The 19,688-nt window shown below is 27.4% G+C and carries 17 protein-coding genes and 1 pseudogene; 14 read left to right on the top strand and 4 right to left on the bottom strand.

Features of this window, described 5'->3' with window-relative positions:
- Positions 1 to 158: 158 nt before the first annotated feature.
- From A2J15_RS00850 to A2J15_RS00815, 8 genes are read left to right on the top strand one after another with little or no spacing between them, the layout of a single operon-like run.
- Positions 159 to 1,052, top strand: coding sequence for a DnaJ C-terminal domain-containing protein (locus A2J15_RS00850; protein ID WP_066776223.1), 894 nt, complete (start codon positions 159 to 161; stop codon positions 1,050 to 1,052).
- A gap of 14 nt (positions 1,053 to 1,066) precedes the next feature.
- Entirely contained in the window at positions 1,067 to 1,441 is a 375-nt protein-coding gene (locus A2J15_RS00845) for a heat shock protein transcriptional repressor HspR (protein ID WP_066776220.1), read from the top strand.
- A gap of 6 nt (positions 1,442 to 1,447) precedes the next feature.
- Positions 1,448 to 3,073, top strand: coding sequence for a cation:proton antiporter (locus A2J15_RS00840; protein ID WP_066776218.1), 1,626 nt, complete (start codon positions 1,448 to 1,450; stop codon positions 3,071 to 3,073).
- 9 nt (positions 3,074 to 3,082) lie between these two features.
- Complete coding sequence (locus A2J15_RS00835) at positions 3,083 to 3,418, top strand: hypothetical protein (RefSeq protein ID WP_066776215.1); 336 nt, start codon at positions 3,083 to 3,085, stop codon at positions 3,416 to 3,418.
- Positions 3,415 to 4,035 (top strand): HAD family hydrolase, encoded by a 621-nt coding sequence (locus A2J15_RS00830; protein WP_066776212.1) that lies wholly within the window; start codon positions 3,415 to 3,417, stop codon positions 4,033 to 4,035. The genes A2J15_RS00835 and A2J15_RS00830 overlap by 4 nt, the downstream gene beginning before the upstream one ends.
- Positions 4,036 to 4,087: 52 nt before the next feature.
- Positions 4,088 to 6,082 (top strand): glycine--tRNA ligase subunit beta, encoded by a 1,995-nt coding sequence (gene glyS / locus A2J15_RS00825; RefSeq protein ID WP_066776209.1) that lies wholly within the window; start codon positions 4,088 to 4,090, stop codon positions 6,080 to 6,082.
- Positions 6,079 to 6,900 (top strand): peptidoglycan metallopeptidase Pgp3, encoded by an 822-nt coding sequence (gene pgp3 / locus A2J15_RS00820; RefSeq protein ID WP_066776206.1) that lies wholly within the window; start codon positions 6,079 to 6,081, stop codon positions 6,898 to 6,900. The genes glyS and pgp3 overlap by 4 nt, the downstream gene beginning before the upstream one ends.
- Positions 6,897 to 7,847, top strand: a complete 951-nt coding sequence (locus A2J15_RS00815) for an SAM-dependent methyltransferase (protein WP_066776205.1) — start codon at positions 6,897 to 6,899, stop codon at positions 7,845 to 7,847. Before pgp3 ends, A2J15_RS00815 begins: the two co-directional genes overlap by 4 nt.
- Here A2J15_RS00815 and A2J15_RS00810 read toward each other — a convergent pair.
- Positions 7,844 to 8,820, bottom strand: a pseudogene (locus tag A2J15_RS00810) (Ppx/GppA phosphatase family protein). The gene A2J15_RS00815 and the pseudogene A2J15_RS00810 sit on opposite strands and share 4 nt — an antisense overlap.
- 56 nt (positions 8,821 to 8,876) lie before the next feature.
- On the opposite strand from A2J15_RS00810, the gene A2J15_RS00805 reads away from it, so the two are divergent.
- The 4 genes from A2J15_RS00805 to A2J15_RS00790 all read left to right on the top strand — a co-directional run bounded on the left by A2J15_RS00805 (position 8,877) and on the right by A2J15_RS00790 (position 12,858).
- On the top strand, positions 8,877 to 9,650 hold the full coding sequence (locus A2J15_RS00805; protein ID WP_066776202.1) for a pyridoxine 5'-phosphate synthase: 774 nt from the start codon (positions 8,877 to 8,879) through the stop codon (positions 9,648 to 9,650).
- Positions 9,647 to 10,747: a 4-hydroxythreonine-4-phosphate dehydrogenase gene (gene pdxA, locus A2J15_RS00800; protein ID WP_066776195.1), complete on the top strand. Its 1,101-nt coding sequence runs from the start codon at positions 9,647 to 9,649 to the stop codon at positions 10,745 to 10,747. Before A2J15_RS00805 ends, pdxA begins: the two co-directional genes overlap by 4 nt.
- A 189-nt stretch (positions 10,748 to 10,936) precedes the next feature.
- Positions 10,937 to 11,956, top strand: coding sequence for a uroporphyrinogen decarboxylase (gene hemE / locus A2J15_RS00795; RefSeq protein ID WP_066776192.1), 1,020 nt, complete (start codon positions 10,937 to 10,939; stop codon positions 11,954 to 11,956).
- Entirely contained in the window at positions 11,956 to 12,858 is a 903-nt protein-coding gene (locus A2J15_RS00790; protein WP_066776189.1) for a radical SAM protein, read from the top strand. The genes hemE and A2J15_RS00790 overlap by 1 nt, the downstream gene beginning before the upstream one ends.
- Here A2J15_RS00790 and A2J15_RS00785 read toward each other — a convergent pair.
- From A2J15_RS00785 to A2J15_RS00775, 3 genes are read right to left on the bottom strand one after another with little or no spacing between them, the layout of a single operon-like run.
- Positions 12,855 to 14,048, bottom strand: a complete 1,194-nt coding sequence (locus tag A2J15_RS00785) for a hypothetical protein (protein WP_066776186.1) — start codon at positions 14,046 to 14,048, stop codon at positions 12,855 to 12,857. The two genes, A2J15_RS00790 and A2J15_RS00785, sit on opposite strands and share 4 nt — an antisense overlap.
- 1 nt (position 14,049) lies before the next feature.
- A complete protein-coding gene (uvrC, locus tag A2J15_RS00780) occupies positions 14,050 to 15,852 on the bottom strand; it encodes an excinuclease ABC subunit UvrC (protein WP_066776183.1) in 1,803 nt (600 codons plus the stop codon).
- Positions 15,845 to 16,330: a hypothetical protein gene (locus tag A2J15_RS00775; protein ID WP_066776180.1), complete on the bottom strand. Its 486-nt coding sequence runs from the start codon at positions 16,328 to 16,330 to the stop codon at positions 15,845 to 15,847. The genes uvrC and A2J15_RS00775 overlap by 8 nt, the downstream gene beginning before the upstream one ends.
- Before the next feature lie 138 nt (positions 16,331 to 16,468).
- Here A2J15_RS00775 and guaA point away from each other — a divergent pair, with 138 nt between their 5' ends.
- A complete protein-coding gene (gene guaA / locus A2J15_RS00765; RefSeq protein WP_066776177.1) occupies positions 16,469 to 18,004 on the top strand; it encodes a glutamine-hydrolyzing GMP synthase in 1,536 nt (511 codons plus the stop codon).
- 28 nt (positions 18,005 to 18,032) lie between these two features.
- On the top strand, positions 18,033 to 19,490 hold the full coding sequence (locus A2J15_RS00760; protein ID WP_066776174.1) for a GumC domain-containing protein: 1,458 nt from the start codon (positions 18,033 to 18,035) through the stop codon (positions 19,488 to 19,490).
- Positions 19,491 to 19,688 lie beyond the last annotated feature (198 nt).

Below are 19,688 nucleotides of genomic sequence, written 5' to 3'. Positions count from 1 at the left end.
TATTTTACTATGTCTATAAGTATAAAACTTAAAATTTACAAAATTGTAAATAAAAACTTGAGTGATAAAAATTTATAAAACTTGATTGACTTAGGCTAAAGTTTATGCTATAATTATTTTTTATAATCAAAGGACAATATTTTTCAAGGAAATATAATATGAATAGTTTATATCAAACCCTAGGAGTCAACAAAAACGCTAGTGCAGACGAAATAAAAAAAGCTTATCGCCGTTTAGCTAGAAAATATCATCCTGATATCAATAAAGAAAAAGATGCTGAAGAAAAATTTAAAGAAATCAATGCTGCTTATGAAATTTTAAGCGATGAAAAAAAACGTGCACAATATGATCAATATGGTGATTCCATGTTTGGAGGACAAAGCTTTCATGATTTTTCAAAAAGTACTGGTGGAGTCAATTTAGACGATATTTTAAAAGATTTATTTGGTGGCGGTTTTGGTGGACAAACAAGAACTGGTTTTAGTGGTTTTTCCTCAAAAGGTTTCAATAGTAATTTTAGAGGATTTGGAGGCTTTGAAGAAGAAAATTTAGACGATAATTTAGAACTTTATATTCCTTTTGAAAAAGCTGTTATAGGCGGAGAGCATAGTTTTAATTTCAAAGGACAAACTATTAAATTTAAAATTCCACACGGTATAAAAGAAGGGGAAAAACTTAGAATACGTTCTAAGGGAAAACAAGGATATAATGGAACACGTGGGGATTTAATCATTATTGTAAAAATAGAACAAAGCCCTATTTACCAAAGAGAAGATGATGATTTATATCAAAAAGTAGATATTCCTTTAAAAACTGCATTTTTTGGAGGAAAAATAAGCATACAAACCCTTAAAGAAGAAAAAAAACAAGCAACTATTAATATAGCACCTAATGCGAAAAATGGCCAAAAAATTCGTTTAAAAGGCTATGGAGTTCAAAACAGAAAAAATGATATTTATGGGGATATGTATTTAATTTTAAATATTGTTTTACCTAATACAGAAAGTTTTGATGAAAAATTCATACAAGATCTAAAAGAAAAATTACCTTAAAGAAAGGAGTTAAAATGAAACACCATTATGATGAACCTGTATATTTAATTAGTGTTGTAGCTAAAGTTTTAAGTATACATCCACAAACTTTAAGACAATATGAAAGAGAAGGCTTAATAGAGCCAAGTAGGACAGATGGAAAAATCAGATTATATTCTCAAAGAGATATTGACCGCATTAAACTTATATTACGTTTAACAAGAGATATGGGAATTAATCTTGCTGGAGTTGATGTTATTTTAAAATTAAAAAATCAGCTTCACGAATTTGAAAATTTAATCGATGAATTGCGTTTAGAACTTAGTAAACAGCAAGATAAACAAGCAAGTAGCAAGGCTATTATCAAACATAAAAATAGTTTTGATTTAATTTTTTATGAGAAAAAATAATATAATATGGATAATTTTTTAGAAATTTTTTTAATCACCGTTGCTATAGCAATCATTTTAAATGTTATTTTTAAAAAATTTGAAATTCCAACCATTATAGGTTATATAGCAGCAGGTGAAATTATTTCTGAACTTTATCATCTAAGCGGCAAAGGAGAAATAACTCATATAGCTGAATTTGGCATAGTATTTTTAATGTTTACTATAGGACTTGAATTTTCTTTTAAGCATCTAATGGCAATGAAACAAGAAGTATTTTTAAATGGATCCCTACAAATGCTTACTTGTGGTTTTGTTTTTATGCTGCTTGTTATAGGAATTTTAAGACTAAGCGATCAAAGTGCAACAATAGTAGGTTTCGCCCTAGCACTTTCATCAACTGCTGTTGTACTTAAAATTCTAAATGATAATGGAGACATTAATGAGCAATATGGAAGAAAAGCCTTAGGTATCTTACTTTTTCAAGACATAGCTGTTATTCCTTTATTACTTCTTGTAGACATTTTCTCCTCCACTAATCAAAACATAGAAAAGCTTCTTTTTACCACACTTATTTCAGTGCTCATTTTAATTGCTTTATTATTTTTTATAGGTAAATACTTAGTAGATAGAATTTTTAGACTTATTATTCGTACTTCTTCTCAAGAAATTTTTATTAGTACTGTTTTATTTATGGTTATTGGGGCAAGTTTTTTAGCAAATTATTTTGGATTTTCTTATTCTTTAGGAGCTTTTATAGCAGGGGCTTTGATAGCAGAAACTAAATATAAACATAAAATTGAAGCAGATTTAATTCCTTTTAGAGATTTGCTTTTAGGACTTTTTTTTATCACAGTAGGTATGCAAATCCAACTTGATATAGTAAGTCAAAATTGGTTCTTAATTATAGTATTAACCCTTCTTGTTATGGCTTTAAAATTTGGAATAGTTTTTGGATTTTTATTTCTTTATACCAAAAAAAGAGTGGCTTTAAAAACAGCTTTTTCTATAGCACAAATAGGTGAATTTGCCTTAGCTATTTTTTCTCTTTTACAAGCAAAAAATATGCTAGATATCAAAACTTCTCAAATTCTCATTGTAGTATCAATTTTAACAATGATTATTACACCTTTTATTTTAAATAATATAAGAAAAATAGCTAATGTTGTAGAAGATATGACTCTTAATACTCACGCTACACAAAATATAGATAACAATCTTAAATTAACAAATCATCTTGTTATTTTTGGCTATGGGCGCTTAGGACAAGAAGTTACGCAAAAAATAAAAAATACTGGAGTGCCTTATTTAGTGCTAGAAAGTGATTTAAATTTAGTAGAACTTGGAATTAGTCGTGGAGAAAATGTTGTTTTTGCTAATGCCGCTCAAGAAGAAACTCTTAAAATTGCTAATATTGAAGAATGTTCTGTAGCTATTATCACAGTAACAAATGAAGCTAAATTAGAAATGCTTTGCCAAATTCTAGCTAATTATCCTAAGCCTATAGATACAATCATCCATGTTAATGGAACTTTAAAAAAGATGCTTTTTTCTAGTATAGATGAAAACATACGCATTATACGCTCTGAAAAAGTAATAGCTAGAAATTTAGTCCAAGAAGCTTTAGAATGCAGAATTCACAAAAATACCTAAGGAAAAATTTTGAATAAAAACGAAGAAAAAACCTTACGTGTTAAATACCTAAGAAATCTTGAAAAATTTTTTAATGCTGCTACATGTGCGCTTAAAAAAGAAAATTTTGATCCTTGCAAATTTAAAGAAAGAATGCTAAAAAATACTAAATTTTTTAAAAAAAATACTGCTGTAAATCTTAATTCAGACTATGCAAAAAAACTTGAATTTTTTGTTCATTCTTGTTTAGACTTTTCTAAAGAAAAAAATGAACTTTTAAATCTTGCTAATGCCTTAGATAAACAAAAAAGACAGAGTGAAAAAAAAGAAAAACATAAAAATTATTTATTAAAGGACTATAAATGATAAATATATTTTTTGATATGGATGGGACTTTAATTGACAGTGCTAATGCTATTTCTTGTGCAGTCAATGAGATACACAAAAACTTAAACCTAGAAAAATTAGCCAAAGAAAAAATTATACAAATTATTAATACTCCTAATATTGACTGGGCAAAAGAACTTTATAATATAAAAGATTTTAATCATTCAAATTTTAAAAAAGATTATGAACAATACTTTATAAAACATTATAAAAAAAGCGTGGTTTTATTTGATGGAATTAAAGAATTATTAATTTTTTTAAAAAATAAAAATTGTTTTTTAGCTATTGCTACGAATGCTCCACAAAGTTCACTAAAAAACATACTTCAAAAACATGAAATCCTATCTTATTTTGATAAAATTCTAGGAGTAAGTTCTAGCATCAAACCTAAACCTCATCCCATGATGTTAGAACTTTTAAAAAGCCAAGCACCCTATAAAACAAGTATATTTATAGGTGATAGCCAAAAAGATCAAGAATGTGCTAAAAATGCTAATTTAACTTATTTCCATGCTAAATGGTATCAAAAAAATTTAAAAGAGAATGAATTTAGCAATACAAATGAACTCAAAAGCTTTTTACAAAGGTATTTATAAGTTTTTTAATCAAATTTAGCTAAAATAAAATAAATTTTAAAAAGAGTGGATTATGAATGAATTATTAATAGAAATCGGTACAGAAGAATTACCTGCTATTCCTTTATTAAAAGAATTAAACAATATAGAAAAAAAATGGAAAAATATTTTAGAACAATACCATTTAAAAAGTGATTTTAAATTTTATTATACCCCGCGTCGTTTAGTATTTTTTCATGAAAATTTTCCAAACAAACAAGAAGACACTTTTGCTCAATTTATAGGCGCACCAAAAAATATAGCTTATAAAGATGGAGTTTTAACCCCTGCAGGAGAAAGTTTTTTACAAAAAGCACAAATTAGCGAAAACGAACTTGAATTTAAATACATTAAAGGTAAAGAAGTCTTATATCATCAAAAAACTATTAGAGGTTTATCAAGTCAAGAAATTTTAGCACCTATGATAAATGAATTTCTAAAAAATCTTCATTTTGGAAAAAGCATGCGTTGGGGTGCACACACTTTTGAATTCATACGTGCCATCCGTTCTATAGTTTGTATTTTCAATGATAATTTAATCGATTTTGAAAGTTATGGTGTGAAAAGTGCTAAAAAAACTTTTATACATAGAAGCATAGCTTATGACTTGCAAGAATTTAACACCATAGAAGAATATTTCAAGCTCTTAGAAAAAAATTTCATTATTCTAGATCCCTTAAAAAGAAAAGAAAGAATACTAAAACAATTTAAAACTTTAGAAGAACAAAATCATATACAAATTGCTCAAGATGAAGAACTTTTAGCCGAAGTTATTGCTATTACAGAATACCCTAATGCTTTATTAGGAAGTTTTGAAAAAACCTATCTTCAAATCCCCCATGAAGTTATTATTCATTCCATGAGAGAAAATCAACGCTATTTTGCAGTATTTAATGAAAAAAAACTAAGTAATCATTTCATCGTAGTTAGCAATGCAGTATGTAAGGACTATTCAAAAATTATCCATGGAAATGAAAGGGTTTTACATGCAAGACTTAGTGATGCAATGTTTTTTTACAAAAATGATATACAAAATGGTTTAATTCCTGAAAAACTTAATCAAATAATTTATCTTGAAGGTTTAGGAACTATGCAAGATAAAAGTTTAAGAGAAATCAAAATTGCAGAAATTTTATGCCAAATGCTAAAAAATGATCAAATTGCTAATATCTCTACAGCGATAAAATATTCTAAAGCAGATTTAACCACACAAATGGTTTATGAATTTACAAGCTTGCAAGGTATTATGGGAAGCTATTATGCACAAAAAATGGGTTTAGATGAGACCATTTGCCTAGCTATTAAAGAACAATATTTACCTGATTTAGAACAAGCCCCTCTTCCAAGTAATGAATTTTCAAGTATAGTTGCCCTTGCTAATAAATTTGACACCCTTATGGGGCTTTTTAGCATAGGCAAAATTCCAAATGGAACAAAAGATCCTTATGCTTTAAGACGTGCTGCTAATGGTATTATTAAAATCGCTCTAAATTTAAATAAAGAATTTGATATACAAATTTTATTAGAAAAATTTGCAAAATATTATAAAAATTTTGATATACAAATTTTAAAAGATTTTATTTTTGAAAGACTTTATACCTTTTATGAAGTCAATACTTCTTTTATCAAAGCAGTGCTTAGTTCTAAAAATACAGATTTAATTCATATTAATCAAAGCGTAAATGCCCTTATAAAACTTAGCAAAAAAACCAATTTTAATGAAAATTTTGCTACATTTAAAAGACTAGCTAACATTGCAAGCAATTCTTCTTCTTTTATTGATCCATCGCTTTTTATCCAAGAAGCAGAAACCAAACTTTATGAAGCTTTTAAAGAAAAAATCCACGCTTCTTCTTTAGAAGCAAAACTTGAAAATCTCTTTGCACTTAAACCTTTTATTGATGATTTTTTTGATAAAGTCATGATTAATGATGAAAACGAAAAACTTAAAAATAACCGTCAAGCCTTAGTTTGTCAAATTTATAAAGAATTTTTAAACATTGCTGATCTTAAAGAATTAAGCTTATGAAAGCTCTTTGGTTATTTTTAAGCCTTACTCTTTGGCTTTTTGGGACTCAAAATCTAGAACTTGTTAAAGGTCAGGCTTTATTTTTCATTTTTGATAAAAAAGATTTTATTGCTTTAAAAAATAATGATAAAAATATCCCTAGTTTTCAACATCCTAAAGATCAAAACAAAATTGTTGTTATTTTTACCCTACCTTATAAAAATCCACCAAAAAATACAAAACTTCTTGCATTATATAAAAATAAAAAAGAAGATATCTTTATAAAAACTTTAGAGGGGCACTACAAAAGCGAAACATTAAATGTTAGACAAGATAAAATTTTTCCACCTAAAAATACCCAAGAACGCATACTTAAAGAATCCAAACAAGCCAATGAAATTTACAATTTTTACACACCAAAAGCCTTATTTAAAGAAACCTTTAACATTCCTTTAAATTCTGCCATTACTAGTGATTTTGGAAAAGCAAGAATTTTCAACCAAAAATTAACAAGCTATCATAACGGAACAGATTTTAAAGCCGCTATGAAAACGCCCATTTATGCAAGCAATGATGGTATAGTTAAAATCGCTAAAGAACGTTATTTTGCAGGTAATTCTGTTGTTATTGATCATGGTTTTGGAATTTATTCTCAATACTATCATCTTTCTAAAATCAAAGTTAAAACGGGACAAAAAGTTAAAAAAGGTGAACTTTTAGGATTAAGCGGGGCTACAGGAAGAGTAAGTGGACCACATCTGCATTTTGGAATTATTGTAAGAGGTACACAAGTAGATCCTTTAGACTTTATTACTAAATTTAATACACTTTTTCAATGAAATTTAGTAAATTTTTTAATCTTTGGCTTAATGAAAACTATTATAAAAATACCGTCGATATAGGCAAAAAAGGGGATTTTTTTACAACAGTAAGTGTAGGCAATCTTTTTGGTACACTTTTGGCAAAACATTTTTTATCTTTAATTGATAAAAAAATTTTACAAACCCCTTTAGAACTTGTTGAAATAGGTGCAAATGAAGGGTATTTAAGTCATGATTTTTTATGTGCCTTGCTTGAATTAAGACCAGAAATTTTTTCTCATATTTCTTTTTTTATTATAGAGCCCCATGAAAAATTAAGAATCTTGCAAAGAAAAACTCTAAATGGAGTAGAATTTACCCATAAAGCACATTTACAAGAATGTAATTTTAAAAATGCTTTTTTCTTTTGCAATGAACTTTTCGATAGCTTTCCTTGTGAATTAATTGATCATGATAAAATGGCCTTCATACAAGATTTTCAATTCATTTTTAAACCTATGGATAAGAATTTAAAAATAAAATGCCAAAACTTAAATTTAGAAAAAGGCGAATACAGCATTTATTTAGAAAATTTCTTTAAAGATTTAGATCGAGCTTGTGAAAAATTTATCTTCGCAGCCTTTGATTATGGTAGCTATAATCATAAAGATTTTAGTCTAAGAATTTATCAAAAACATCAAATTTTTAATCCCTTTGAATGCAAATTAAAAGATTTTTTTGCTAAAAGTGATTTAACTTATAATGTTAATTTCAACCATATTCAAAGTCTTATTAAAGAATTTGATTTTAAACTCTTAGAATTTAAAAAGCAAAATCTTGCCTTAATAGATTTTGGTTTCGAACAATTGCTTAAAGAATGTAAAAATAAAAATCCAAAAAAATATGAAGAATTTCTCTTACAAGCTAAAATTTTATTTTTCAATTTTGATGAAAAATTCCATTTTTTTGAATTTTTAAAAAACTAAAATCTTATATTTTTAATACCTGCTAAACAAACACCCTCTCTTAATCCCTCATCAACAACTATAAGTTTATGCTTATCAAACAAAGCATAAAATAACAAACATCCCGCACTTAAATATCTTTTTCGCGCATCATACCTACTTATTTTAAAGCTATTTTTTCATCCATATAAAAAAGTTTAATGGCATAATTTAAAAAATCCTTATGACAAAGTCTTTTACCGTTAACTTTTTTTGCTTCATATTTATCATAAAACATATTTTGTTTTAAAGCACTCAGCATAGTAGGTACACCTGAATTAATCACTACAGTTTTAGCTTTTAAAAATTTTAATGCTTTTTTTATCTTAGCAACCTCATCAAAAGCTTTAAAAGCTAAATATTTAAAATGGCTATCTTTAATTAAAAAATGAAGTTTTAATTTCTTATCTTTTATTTGTGTAATAAACTTAGGATATTGCTTTAGAATTTTCTTATTAAAATAAGATTTTTTAAAAGCTAAATATTGATTTTTTTCATAAAAACTAATAATACCAAAATCAAAACTTTCACAATAATTTTTAAAAGACAATTCACAAGAAGCACCTCCTAAATCACAATACGCAAATTCTCCATAAATTCCAAGCTTAAATAAAGCTATTTTCATACCTAAAACACTCATTTTAGCTTCATTTTTTGCATCAATTACTTTAAAATTAATATTAAATTCTTCTTTTAAATCAGCAAAAATTTTTAAAGTATTATTTGCCTTTCTAAAAGCTGCGGTGGCTACAGCATTTGCTTTACTTAAATCTTGCTCTTTAGCTAAAATATTTAAAGCTTTTTTCAATCTTTGTATGGCTTCTTGAGAAATCTCTCCACTTTGATTTAAATTTTTAGCCGCCCCAATTACAAATTCGTATTCTTTTATTTTATTTAAACATGCATCCATTTGCACTGCTCTTAAAGTATTAGATCCAAGATCTATGCCTAACATTGCTTTCCTCGTTTAAATTTTATAGTATAATAGCAAAAAAGTTCTAAAGGGAAAATATGCTTTTGGGTGTTAATATTGATCACATAGCAATTTTAAGACAAGCTAGAATGGTAAATGATCCTGATCTTTTAGAAGCTACTTTCATCGTAGCACAATGGGCTGATCAACTTACTTTACATTTAAGAGAAGATCGTCGCCACACTCAAGATTTTGATTTAGAAAATATTATACGCTTTTGTAAAATCCCTGTCAATTTAGAATGCGCTTGCAATGATGAAATTTTAAACCTAGCACTTAAATTAAAACCTCATCGTGTTACTTTAGTGCCTGAAAAAAGAGAAGAACTAACTACAGAAGGTGGGTTAAATTTAAATCATACAAAACTTAAAGAAAGTATTCAAAAGCTTCAAAATGCAGGGATTGAAGTTTCACTTTTTATCAACCCGCATTTAGAAGATATACAAAAATCTCATGAATTAAAAGTCGAATTTGTAGAACTTCATACAGGTCTTTATGCAAATTTATATAATGCACTTTTTAGCAATATTTCACACACTGCTTTTGCTTTAAAAGAATTAAACTTAAACAAAGAAGTCTTGCGAAATCAATTTATAAAAGAATTACAAAACATAGAATTTTGTGCCAAAAAAGGTACAGATCTTGGTTTAAAAATTGCTGCAGGACATGGATTAAATTATAAAAATATCACACATATAATAAAAATCAAAGAACTCTGTGAGCTTAATATAGGACAAAGCATTATAGCAAGATCTATTTTTACAGGATTGCAAAATGCTATTTTAGAAATGAAAGCCTTGCTTAAAAAATGAAAAAAATAGCTATTAGCATAGGAGATATAAATGGCATAGGACTTGAAATTTTAATCCGTTCTCATGAAAAACTAAGTACTTTGTGCACACCTTATTATTTCATCCACGAAAACTTACTCCAGCAAGCTTTAAAAATTTTAAATTTAAAGCTTTTAAATGCAAATATTATAGCCTTTAAAGACAGTAAAACTTATGAATTTAAATATGAAAAAAGCCATAATCTACTTCATGTGTATTCTTTTTGCTTACCTTTAGGTGCAAAAGTAGATGAAAATTTTAATATACAAGCAGGAAAAATAGATGCAAAAAGTGGACTTTATAGTTTTTTAAGCTTTAAGGCGGCAAGTTATTTTGTCTATAAAAAATATGCTCATGCTCTACTTACTTTACCTATACATAAAAAAGCCTGGGAAGAAGCTAAGCTTAATTACAAAGGACACACAGATGCCCTAAGAGACTTTTTTAAACAAAATGCTCTTATGATGTTAGGCTGTAAAGAACTTTTTATAGGACTTTTTAGTGAACATATACCCCTAGCTAAAGTAAGTCAAAAAATCACTTTTAAAAAATTAAGTATCTTTTTAAAAGATTTTTACCAACAAACAGGTTTTAAAAAAATTGGCGTTTTAGCTTTTAATCCTCATGCAGGAGATTATGGAGTTATAGGTGGAAAAGAAGAACAAATCATGCAAAAATCCATTCATTTTGTCAATGCCTTTTTATATTCTAAAAAAGATGAAATTTTTTTTAGAAAAGCCTTAAAAGATGAAAATTTACAAAACGAATTGCTTTTTAATTTCAAAGGCAAAGGTGTATATTTACCTTATCCTTTAGTGGCTGATACAGCTTTTACAAAAATGAGTTTAAAATCATGCAAACGTTTAGTAGCTATGTATCACGATCTAGCTTTAGCTCCTTTAAAAGCTTTATATTTTGACAAAAGCATTAACGTAAGTTTAAATTTACCCATTTTACGCGTAAGTGTTGACCATGGCACAGCTTTTGATAAAGCTTACAATAATGCCAAAATTAGCACAAAAAGCTATTTTGAAGCAGCTAAATTTGCCTTGCAATCTCCTATTAAAACTTCAATTTAATTTCTATTAAATATGCAAAAATTAATTTTAACTTTATTGCATTTATATTAAAAAAATATTATCTTAAATCACATAATTTTTAATTAAAACAATAAATTAAAATTCAAAAATAAAGCCTTAATTCCTAAGTATAAATATATTTATTTTTATTAATTTTTGTTATAATTTTTTCAAAAACAAAGGAAAAAAATGATTTTTATTGACGCTTGTTTTAAAAAACCCACACCTTATACCCCTGTTTGGATGATGAGACAAGCAGGAAGGTATTTACCAGAATATATGCAAGTAAGAAAAGAAGCAGGAGACTTTCTTTCTTTATGTAAAGATTATAAAAAAGCAGCACAAGTTTCTTTACAACCTGTTGATATCTTAGAAGTTGATGCAGCAATTATTTTTTCAGATATCTTAGTAGTTCCGCTTGAAATGGGAATGCCTTTGCATTTTCAAAAAGGCGAAGGACCTGTATTTAGTGATACTATCTCAAATTTAGAAGATTTAAATAAGCTTGATGATCAAAACGCTCATAAAAAGTTACATTATGTTTATGATGCTTTAAAACTTACACGAGAAAAATTACCTCAAGATAAAGCCTTAATAGGATTTTGCGGAAGTCCTTGGACCATAGCCACTTATATGATAGAGGGTAAAGGAAGTAAAAATTATGCAAAATGCAAAAAAATGCTTTACCAAAATCCAGAACTCTTGCACAAAACTTTAAACAAACTTACTCAAGTTTTAAAACTTTATATAGAAGAGCAAATCAAAGCAGGTGCTAATGCAATTCAAATTTTTGATAGTTGGGCAAGTGCTTTAGAATGCGATAAATTTTTTGAATTTTCTTTTAATTACATGATAGAACTTTCTCATTTTATTAAAAATAAATATCCTTATATACCTGTAATTTTATTTCCTAAAGGCATTAGTGGATATTTAGATAAAATTGATGGAGATTTTGATGTCTTTGGGGTAGATTGGAGCACTCCTCTTGATTTAGCACGTAATAAACTATCTCATAAATACACTCTTCAAGGTAATATGGAACCTTGTAGACTCTATGATAAAAATGCTATTAAAGAAAGTGTAGAAAATATCTTAAAAATCATGCACAATAAAGCACATATTTTTAATCTAGGTCATGGTATTTTACCTGATATAAGTGTTGAAAATGCAAAATATTTTATCAAATTAGTGCAGCAAAGTTCGTCTTAATGAAAATTCTTTTTGGTCCTATAAATTCTAGACGTTTTGGAAAATCTTTAGGTATAGATTTAAGCCCCAGTAAAAAACAATGTAATTTTGATTGTGTTTATTGTGAACTTAGCCCTAAAAAACCACAAGAAAATCAAGATGAAATTATAAGTATAGAGCAAATTATACTAGAAGTACAAAATATACTTAAAAAAAACATAGAATTTGATTTTCTTACCCTTACTGCCAATGGAGAACCTAGTCTTTATCCACATTTAGATGAATTAATCTCATCTTTGCGTCAACTTATTAAAAATAAAAAATTACTCATATTAAGCAATGGTACAGCTGTATTAGATGAAAAAAAATTCCAAAGCTTACTTCGATTAGATGTGGTAAAATTTAGCCTAGATAGTGCTATTTGCAAAACTTTTTATCGTATTGATAAAGCTTTAAAAAATATTGATTTACAAGCCATGATAGAAAAAATGGCAGAATTTAGAGTGCAATTTCAAGGCGATTTAATCATGGAAACTCTTGTTGTTAAAGATCTTAATGACAATGAAGAAGAATTTAAAGCACTCAATCAAGCTTTTAAAAAAATCCTACCCTTAAGAATTGATTTAAGTACCATAGATAGACCCCCATCTTATGCCGTAAAAGCTATAAGTGAAGAAAAACTAATGCAATTATCCAAATTTATAGATTGCGCTCCCGTTTTTTTAAGCAAAAGAAACTATCAAAATGAAGCATTAAGTTTTAATAAAGAAGAACTACTAAAAATGCTTCATTTACGTCCCCAAAGTCAAATGGATATAAAAGCAAGATTAGATCAAAGTTCTCAAATTTTATTAAAACAACTCATCAAGGAAAAAAAAATCAAAATTCTTGATCTAGCAGGAGTTAAATTTTATAAAGCTTAAAGTTGTGGCAAATATTTCTTAAGTAAAGCAACAAGTTCATTTTTACTCACATCGCTTAAAATCTCACTAACAAAATCAAAATCTCTCACATTTTCTTTAGCAAAAAAAATAATATGACTTTGAGGATGTTCTTTTTTATACAAACTAAGTAAATTTTTCATTCTCTCAAGATCAAGTTTAATCAATTCATAATCTAGCAAAATCAAACGATAACTTTGGTTTAATTCTTCTTTTAATTGGCTAAAAGAATTAATACATATATTTTTATCACATTGTTTTTCTATGATATTAAAAAACAATCTTGTATCAAAATCATTTTGTTTAAAAAGTAAAACATTATTTTGATAAGGAGTTTGAAATTTTAAAGTACAAAGCTTATCAAGTTTATTTTGCAAAATACCCTCAAGTTCTTTTTTCTTTAAAGGCAAGGTTAAAAAATGTTCATAATAAGTATTTTTATCACGCCCCATAACTATAAAATCATAATTTTTCTTTGTATTTTCACTTAAAATCTTATCTTTAATAAAAACTAAATGAAAATCATTAAGATCAAAACTTAAATCTTTAAAACTAGTGCTTTCTATACCAAAATATGAAAGTAAATGCGCAAGTAAAAAGGTTTCAAGTTCATCATCATTAACTATAGCCACACTTGCTTGAAACTGTAAAACCCTATCATACATACTTATTTTAATACTTTTACGATATTCTAATGCTTGATTTAAACCTAATCTTACTTGTTCTTTTTGCAAATTTAAAGTATTTAAAATCAAAGTGTAAATTTTTTTATTACAATTTTCATCTAAACACTGCATTGCATCAAACATATTCCCAAGTTGATATAAATTTTCTTCTAGTAAATGCAAATATTTATCTTTTTCATGAGACATCTTAGTTAAATTTTGCATTGTATTTTCTAATTTATCTTTCAATAAATCAAGAGCATTATCTATACTTAATTTTTCTTGAGAATTCAAAAAATTATTATGTATAAGAAAAAGTTTTTGATGTATTTTTATTATTTGTTTTTTTTGCTTAAAAGCCATAATAAAAAGGGTTAAAGACATTATAAAAATACTCATAAACATAACTATTTTAATTTGTTCTACACTATCATTAAATTTTAAAATATCAATACTTAAATAAGCTAAAATGATATTAAAAATAAAAATTATTCCTGCTAATAACAATTCAATTTTCCTTTATTTTTTGTGCTATTTTTCTACCTACAAGACTCATTAATTCATTAAAATTAGCCTTATGTATAGCTTCAAAATTCCCATAATAAGCTAAAAGTTTTTGTATAACTCCTGAATTAAGTCCTAAATTAACAAGTTTAGAACTTGATAAATCTTGTTTTTTCTTGGTATTTTGATGAAAACTAATAGCAAAACGGTGCGCTTCATCTCTTAGTTTTTGTAAGAATTGTAATTTCTTATCGTTAACACTTAAAGCAAATTCACCTTTTATAGAATGAATTTTATCCTTAGCTCCCCCTTTAGCTCTATGAGCCTTTGCATCAATTTTTTCTTTTGAAATAGCTAAAATATCAACATTAGCCCCGCTACTTAGTATAATTTCTCTTGCTAAATCAAGTAAAACCTTACCCCCATCTATAAGCCATAAATCAGGGGGCGACATTTTATCAAATTCTAAAGCCCTACGCGTTAAAACTTCACGCATTTGTTCATAATCATTTTTATATTTTAAATGAAATTTACGATACCTTGATTTATCCCAAACTCCCATTTTATAACTCACCATTACCCCAACATTTGCCACACCTTGCAAATGAGAATTATCAAAAATTTCTATACATTGAGGTAAATTTTCAAGTTCAAAATAGGATTTTAATGCTTCTTGCATAGTAAAATCATTATTTTTTTGTTCTTTTTTTATATTCAAAAGTGCATTTTGAAAAGCTAAATCACAAATTTTTCTTTTTTCTCCTATTTTTGGAATTTTAATATGAATTTTTTTATTAAATCTTTGACTTAAAATCTCTTCTAAAAGCATTCTATCTTCAAATTCTTCATACACATAAATAGTACTAGATATTAAAGGAATATCTATGCTAAAATTTTCTAAAATAAACTGTTTATAAATTTCATTTTTATCACACTCTATAGTATTTTTAACAAGGGTAATTTGAGAATTAGCACTAATAATCTTTCCATTTTGCACCACAAAACGTAAAGTAGAAAGCATGGATTTTTCAAAAGCTAAAACAAAAACCTCAAAATCTTCTAATTTTGCAATATCAAGTTCTACTTTAAGTTCTAATTCTTTAATAATAGCAATTTGATCTCTTATTCTAGCTGCTTCTTCATAATTTTCATTTTGCGCTAAAAAAGCCATTTGTTGTTCTAAATTTTTTATTAAAATACTAGGATTTAAAAGAGCATGCACGGCTTCATTTAAAATTTGGTGATATTTTTCTTTGCTTATTGCTTGATTACAAGGTGCAAGACAGCGCCCAATTTGATAAAAAATACAAGGACTCTTACAATTTGCTTTTTGCTTTAAAGGATAATAAAAATAAAGCGCATCCAAAAGTTCTCTAGCTCCTTTAAAAAAGGGTCCAAAATATTTGATTTTACTTTTTTTAACCAATTTTCTAGTAATTTCAAAACGCGGAAATTCTTCATCAAAATCCACATAAATATAAGGATAAGTTTTATCATCTCTTAGTAAAATATTATATTTTGGATGCAATTGTTTAATAAAAGAATTTTCTAAAATCAAAGCATCAGCTTCTGAATTAGTAGTAATAAATTCTAAATGCACAGCCTCTTGTATCATTTTTTGAATTCTTAAAGAATTTCTTGGATTAGCATGCAAAGAAGGAGTAAAAGCAAAATAAGAACGTATGCGGTTTTTAAGATTTTTAGCCTTGCCTATATATAAAAGTTTTCCTTCTTTATTAAAATACTGATATATCCCAGCACTATTAGGAAGAGTTTTTAATTCATTTTCTAAAGTATTTTCAAGCAAAATTTAAACCTTTATTTATAACCGCTCTTAATTCTTCAAATTTTTGCTTTAAACTAGGATCTTCAAAAGCATTCTTAAACTTAGCGCAAGAAAGCTCTAAATAAGGTTTTTCAAGGCTTTCAATCTTTTCATGCTTTACATGAGTATATTTTTGAGGGAAAATTTTTATCTCTTTAATATGAGAAAATCCACTCAAAGGATATTTTTCTCCATATGTTTTTATGAGAAATTTAATATAAATTTTGCTATTATCATGATTTAATTCTTGATAAGCTGCTGAATGTAAAGTTACTATATATAAAATATAGTTTTTTACATAAATCCGAGCAATTAAACGTTGTTTAGCAAGCGGAAAAGAACTTAAAAAATCTTTACAAAAAAATAAGGTTTTTAAAGGTTTATAATGAGCTTTACTCATCAATTCATTTATAATAGCACTGGTATTTTTAAGCATCTTTATGTTATTAATTTTTTTCATAAAATGATTTTAACATTTCTTTTCTTAATTTTCTTGTGTGCTTGCGGTTATAAAGGCAATCCTCAATATATAAATTATGAACAAAATGGTTCTATAAAAAATATTAAAAATTATGAACAATTGCATAGGTGGTAAATAATGAAAAAAGCAGATATTTTAGTTTTAGATTTTGGATCTCAATACACTCAACTTATTGCAAGACGCTTAAGAGAACAAGGTGTTTATGCTGAAATTCTTCCTTTTAATGTAAGTTTAGCTGATATTAAGATAAAAGAACCAAAAGGTATTATTTTAAGCGGGGGTCCTGCAAGTGTTTACGCAACAGATGCTTATTTTTGCGATAAAAATATATTTGATCTAGGTTTACCTATTCTTGGAATTTGTTATGGCATGCAACTCATGGCACACCATTACAAAGCTACAGTAGCCCCTGCAGGACATAAAGAATACGGTAAAGCCACTATAGAAATTAAAAAAGATAGTGATTTATTTAAAAATCTTCCTAAAAGACAAACTGTTTGGATGAGTCATTCTGATAAGGTAGAAAATTTACCGCAAGATTTTGAAGTTTTAGCTATAAGTGAAAACAGCCCTTTTTGTGTTTTTGGCAATGAAAAAAAGAAATTCTTTGCCTTACAATTTCATCCTGAAGTCCAACACAGTGAATTTGGTAAAAATATTTTAAAAAATTTTGCCAAATACGCTTGCAATTGTGAAAGTGTTTGGAATATGGGGTCTTTTGCAAAAACCCAAATAGAGAAAATCCGTCAAGAAGTAAAAAACAATAAAGTACTTTGTGCTGTAAGTGGTGGGGTTGATAGTAGTGTGGTTGCAGCACTTTTAGCTAATGCCATAAAAGAACAAGTTATTGTTGTTTTTGTAGACAATGGACTTTTAAGAAGTGGAGAAAAAGAACAAGTTGAATTTATGTTTAAAAACACTTTAGGTATAGATCTCATCAGCATAGATGCAAGTGAAATTTTTTTAAAGCGTCTTAAAAATATACTTGATCCTGAACAAAAAAGAAAGATTATAGGAAATACCTTTATAGAGGTTTTTGAAGAAGAAGCAAAAAAACACAAAGATGTGAAATACTTAGCTCAAGGTACTTTATACACAGATATTATAGAAAGCTCTGTTATAGGAGCTAGTAAAACCATTAAAAGCCATCATAATGTAGGTGGTTTACCAGAAAAAATGAATCTTAAACTCATTGAACCCTTAAAAGAAATTTTTAAAGATGAGGTACGTATTTTAGGATTAGAATTAGGGCTTAATAAAGAACTTGTTTACCGTCACCCTTTTCCTGGTCCTGGTCTTGCTATACGCATTATGGGTGAAGTTAATCACTCAAGCCTAGATTTATTACGCAAAGCTGATCTTATTTTACTTCAAGAACTTAAAAGCACAGGCTGGTATGATAAAACCTGGCAAGCGTTTTGCGTACTTTTAAATGTAAAAAGCGTCGGCGTTATGGGGGATAATCGTACCTATGATAATGCAATTTGTATACGTGTTGTAGATGCAAGCGATGGAATGACTGCAAGTTTTTCTCATCTTCCTTATGAAATTTTAGAAAATATTTCACGTAGAATTATTAACGAAGTTGAAGGAATTAACCGCGTTGTTTATGATATTTCAAGCAAACCCCCTGCAACAATAGAATGGGAATAATTGATTAAAATTAAAGCGAGGAGAAAGTATGCATGGAAAAATAGCTATTTATATGGACTCTACAGGACGCGGGACTGTAGTTAATAGCGCTAATACCTTTTTTGATTTTAACCGTCAAATTTGGAATGATAAAAAAAGCATGCCTAGTGTAGGTATGCTTGTAGAATTTAGAACTTTTACAAATGAAAAAAAAGAAGGTGACAAACTTGCACAAACAAGTAAAACCATAAGCAGTATAAAACCTTCGAAATTTCAAGAATTTAAAGAAGGGGATTTTATCACAGAACATGATTTTTGGAAAACAAATGATGATGATGAATTAGAAGATTTACAGCATTCAAGAAGAAGTGCTTACATAACAGAATTATATAGAAGTACAGACTTTGATAATATAGAAAAAATTCCTCTTTCTCTAACCATACCTCAAGCTATACAAAAACATTTTGCCCATGAAATTTTATCTGTAGAAACACTACAAAACAATCTTGAAGACGAAAAAGAAATCCCTTGCATATTAGATTATCTCATACTCAAAAGATTTTTATTTAAAGCTTATGATACCTTAATTTTTATGGATAATAGCATAGATCAAACTCAATTTAGCGCTTTAAAAAGCATTATGATGCATTTAGAAAATTCATACAAACAAATGGCTTCTGATCAAAAACCTAATATCACTAAAATTTTCAATGAAACTTTTTTATCTTTACAATGTCATTATCAAGCTCTAATAGCAACCATAGATACTAGAAAAAATCGTCTAGCTTCTCTTCAAACACAAATAAAAACCTTGCAATCTGAAATTAATCTTAAAAGCAATGCTAACAACACAGACCCTCAAAAACTTAAAATACGTCAAGAAAAACTAGCTAAATTACAAAAAGAAGCCCAATATTATGAAACAAGCCTTAAAAGACTTGATACCATACGAGATGATTTTTATAAGAAAAATTATAGTATCTTTGAAAATGCTTTTAAATTATCGCGTGAAAAACTTTTTAAAAAAATTATTACAGGTTTAAATTTATGCGCCACAATCATGGATATGAAAATTTGGCGTTTATCTTTAAAATCTTCAGGGGTAAAAAATTCGTATTTTACCATGAGTAATATAGAAAATTCTTTTTGCTCTATTTCTTTTGCAGAACATTATTTAAGTCGTTTAAATAAAGCTGCTTTAAATCCTTTTGATCAAAAACTTTTATTATATATCCAAAAAATCACTAAAGAACAAAGAAAAAAATTTTTAGTGGTAAGCTCAGATTTAAACTTACTTTGCAAACTAAAAATTGAGAATTTTTCTCAAAATCCTTATTATTTAGTCAAATACGCACCCAAAAAAGTAAATTATCAATCCTTAATGCGTGATAATACCTTTAGCGTAGTCTATATTAATGAAAAACATGTTTGGGCAAGTGTTGCTGATATTATTTTAGAAGGAAAACATTTTGACAAATCAGGAAAAACGAAATTTAAAATAATTTAGAACATGGAAAATTAAGCTAAACTAAGCTATAATTTTAAAGCCTAAACAGTGCGTAAATTAAAGCGATTCAACACATTTTTCTAACTACGATTGTGCGATTTACCGTGTTCTGTGGCATCGTTTGAGCTTTGAAAAAAGCGAGAAGTTGCAGCCTTTAAAAATTGCCTAGTGGTTTTTTTGACTTTTTGGAGTCGGACT

Source organism: Campylobacter hepaticus, assembly GCF_001687475.2.
Lineage (GTDB): Bacteria > Campylobacterota > Campylobacteria > Campylobacterales > Campylobacteraceae > Campylobacter_D > Campylobacter_D hepaticus.
This window is presented reverse-complemented; position numbering and strand designations above follow the sequence as displayed.

Excerpts from the sequence above, each read along its gene's own strand:
- A2J15_RS00850 (WP_066776223.1), top strand. The coding sequence starts at position 159 with ATGAATAGTTTATATCAAACCCTAGGAGTCAACAAAAACGCTAGTGCA.
- A2J15_RS00845 (WP_066776220.1), top strand. The coding sequence starts at position 1,067 with ATGAAACACCATTATGATGAACCTGTATATTTAATTAGTGTTGTAGCT.
- A2J15_RS00840 (WP_066776218.1), top strand. The coding sequence starts at position 1,448 with ATGGATAATTTTTTAGAAATTTTTTTAATCACCGTTGCTATAGCAATC.
- A2J15_RS00830 (WP_066776212.1), top strand. The coding sequence starts at position 3,415 with ATGATAAATATATTTTTTGATATGGATGGGACTTTAATTGACAGTGCT.
- glyS (WP_066776209.1), top strand. The coding sequence starts at position 4,088 with ATGAATGAATTATTAATAGAAATCGGTACAGAAGAATTACCTGCTATT.
- pgp3 (WP_066776206.1), top strand. The coding sequence starts at position 6,079 with ATGAAAGCTCTTTGGTTATTTTTAAGCCTTACTCTTTGGCTTTTTGGG.
- A2J15_RS00815 (WP_066776205.1), top strand. The coding sequence starts at position 6,897 with ATGAAATTTAGTAAATTTTTTAATCTTTGGCTTAATGAAAACTATTAT.
- A2J15_RS00805 (WP_066776202.1), top strand. The coding sequence starts at position 8,877 with ATGCTTTTGGGTGTTAATATTGATCACATAGCAATTTTAAGACAAGCT.
- pdxA (WP_066776195.1), top strand. The coding sequence starts at position 9,647 with ATGAAAAAAATAGCTATTAGCATAGGAGATATAAATGGCATAGGACTT.
- hemE (WP_066776192.1), top strand. The coding sequence starts at position 10,937 with ATGATTTTTATTGACGCTTGTTTTAAAAAACCCACACCTTATACCCCT.
- A2J15_RS00790 (WP_066776189.1), top strand. The coding sequence starts at position 11,956 with ATGAAAATTCTTTTTGGTCCTATAAATTCTAGACGTTTTGGAAAATCT.
- A2J15_RS00775 (WP_066776180.1), bottom strand. The coding sequence starts at position 16,330 with ATGAAAAAAATTAATAACATAAAGATGCTTAAAAATACCAGTGCTATT.
- guaA (WP_066776177.1), top strand. The coding sequence starts at position 16,469 with ATGAAAAAAGCAGATATTTTAGTTTTAGATTTTGGATCTCAATACACT.
- A2J15_RS00760 (WP_066776174.1), top strand. The coding sequence starts at position 18,033 with ATGCATGGAAAAATAGCTATTTATATGGACTCTACAGGACGCGGGACT.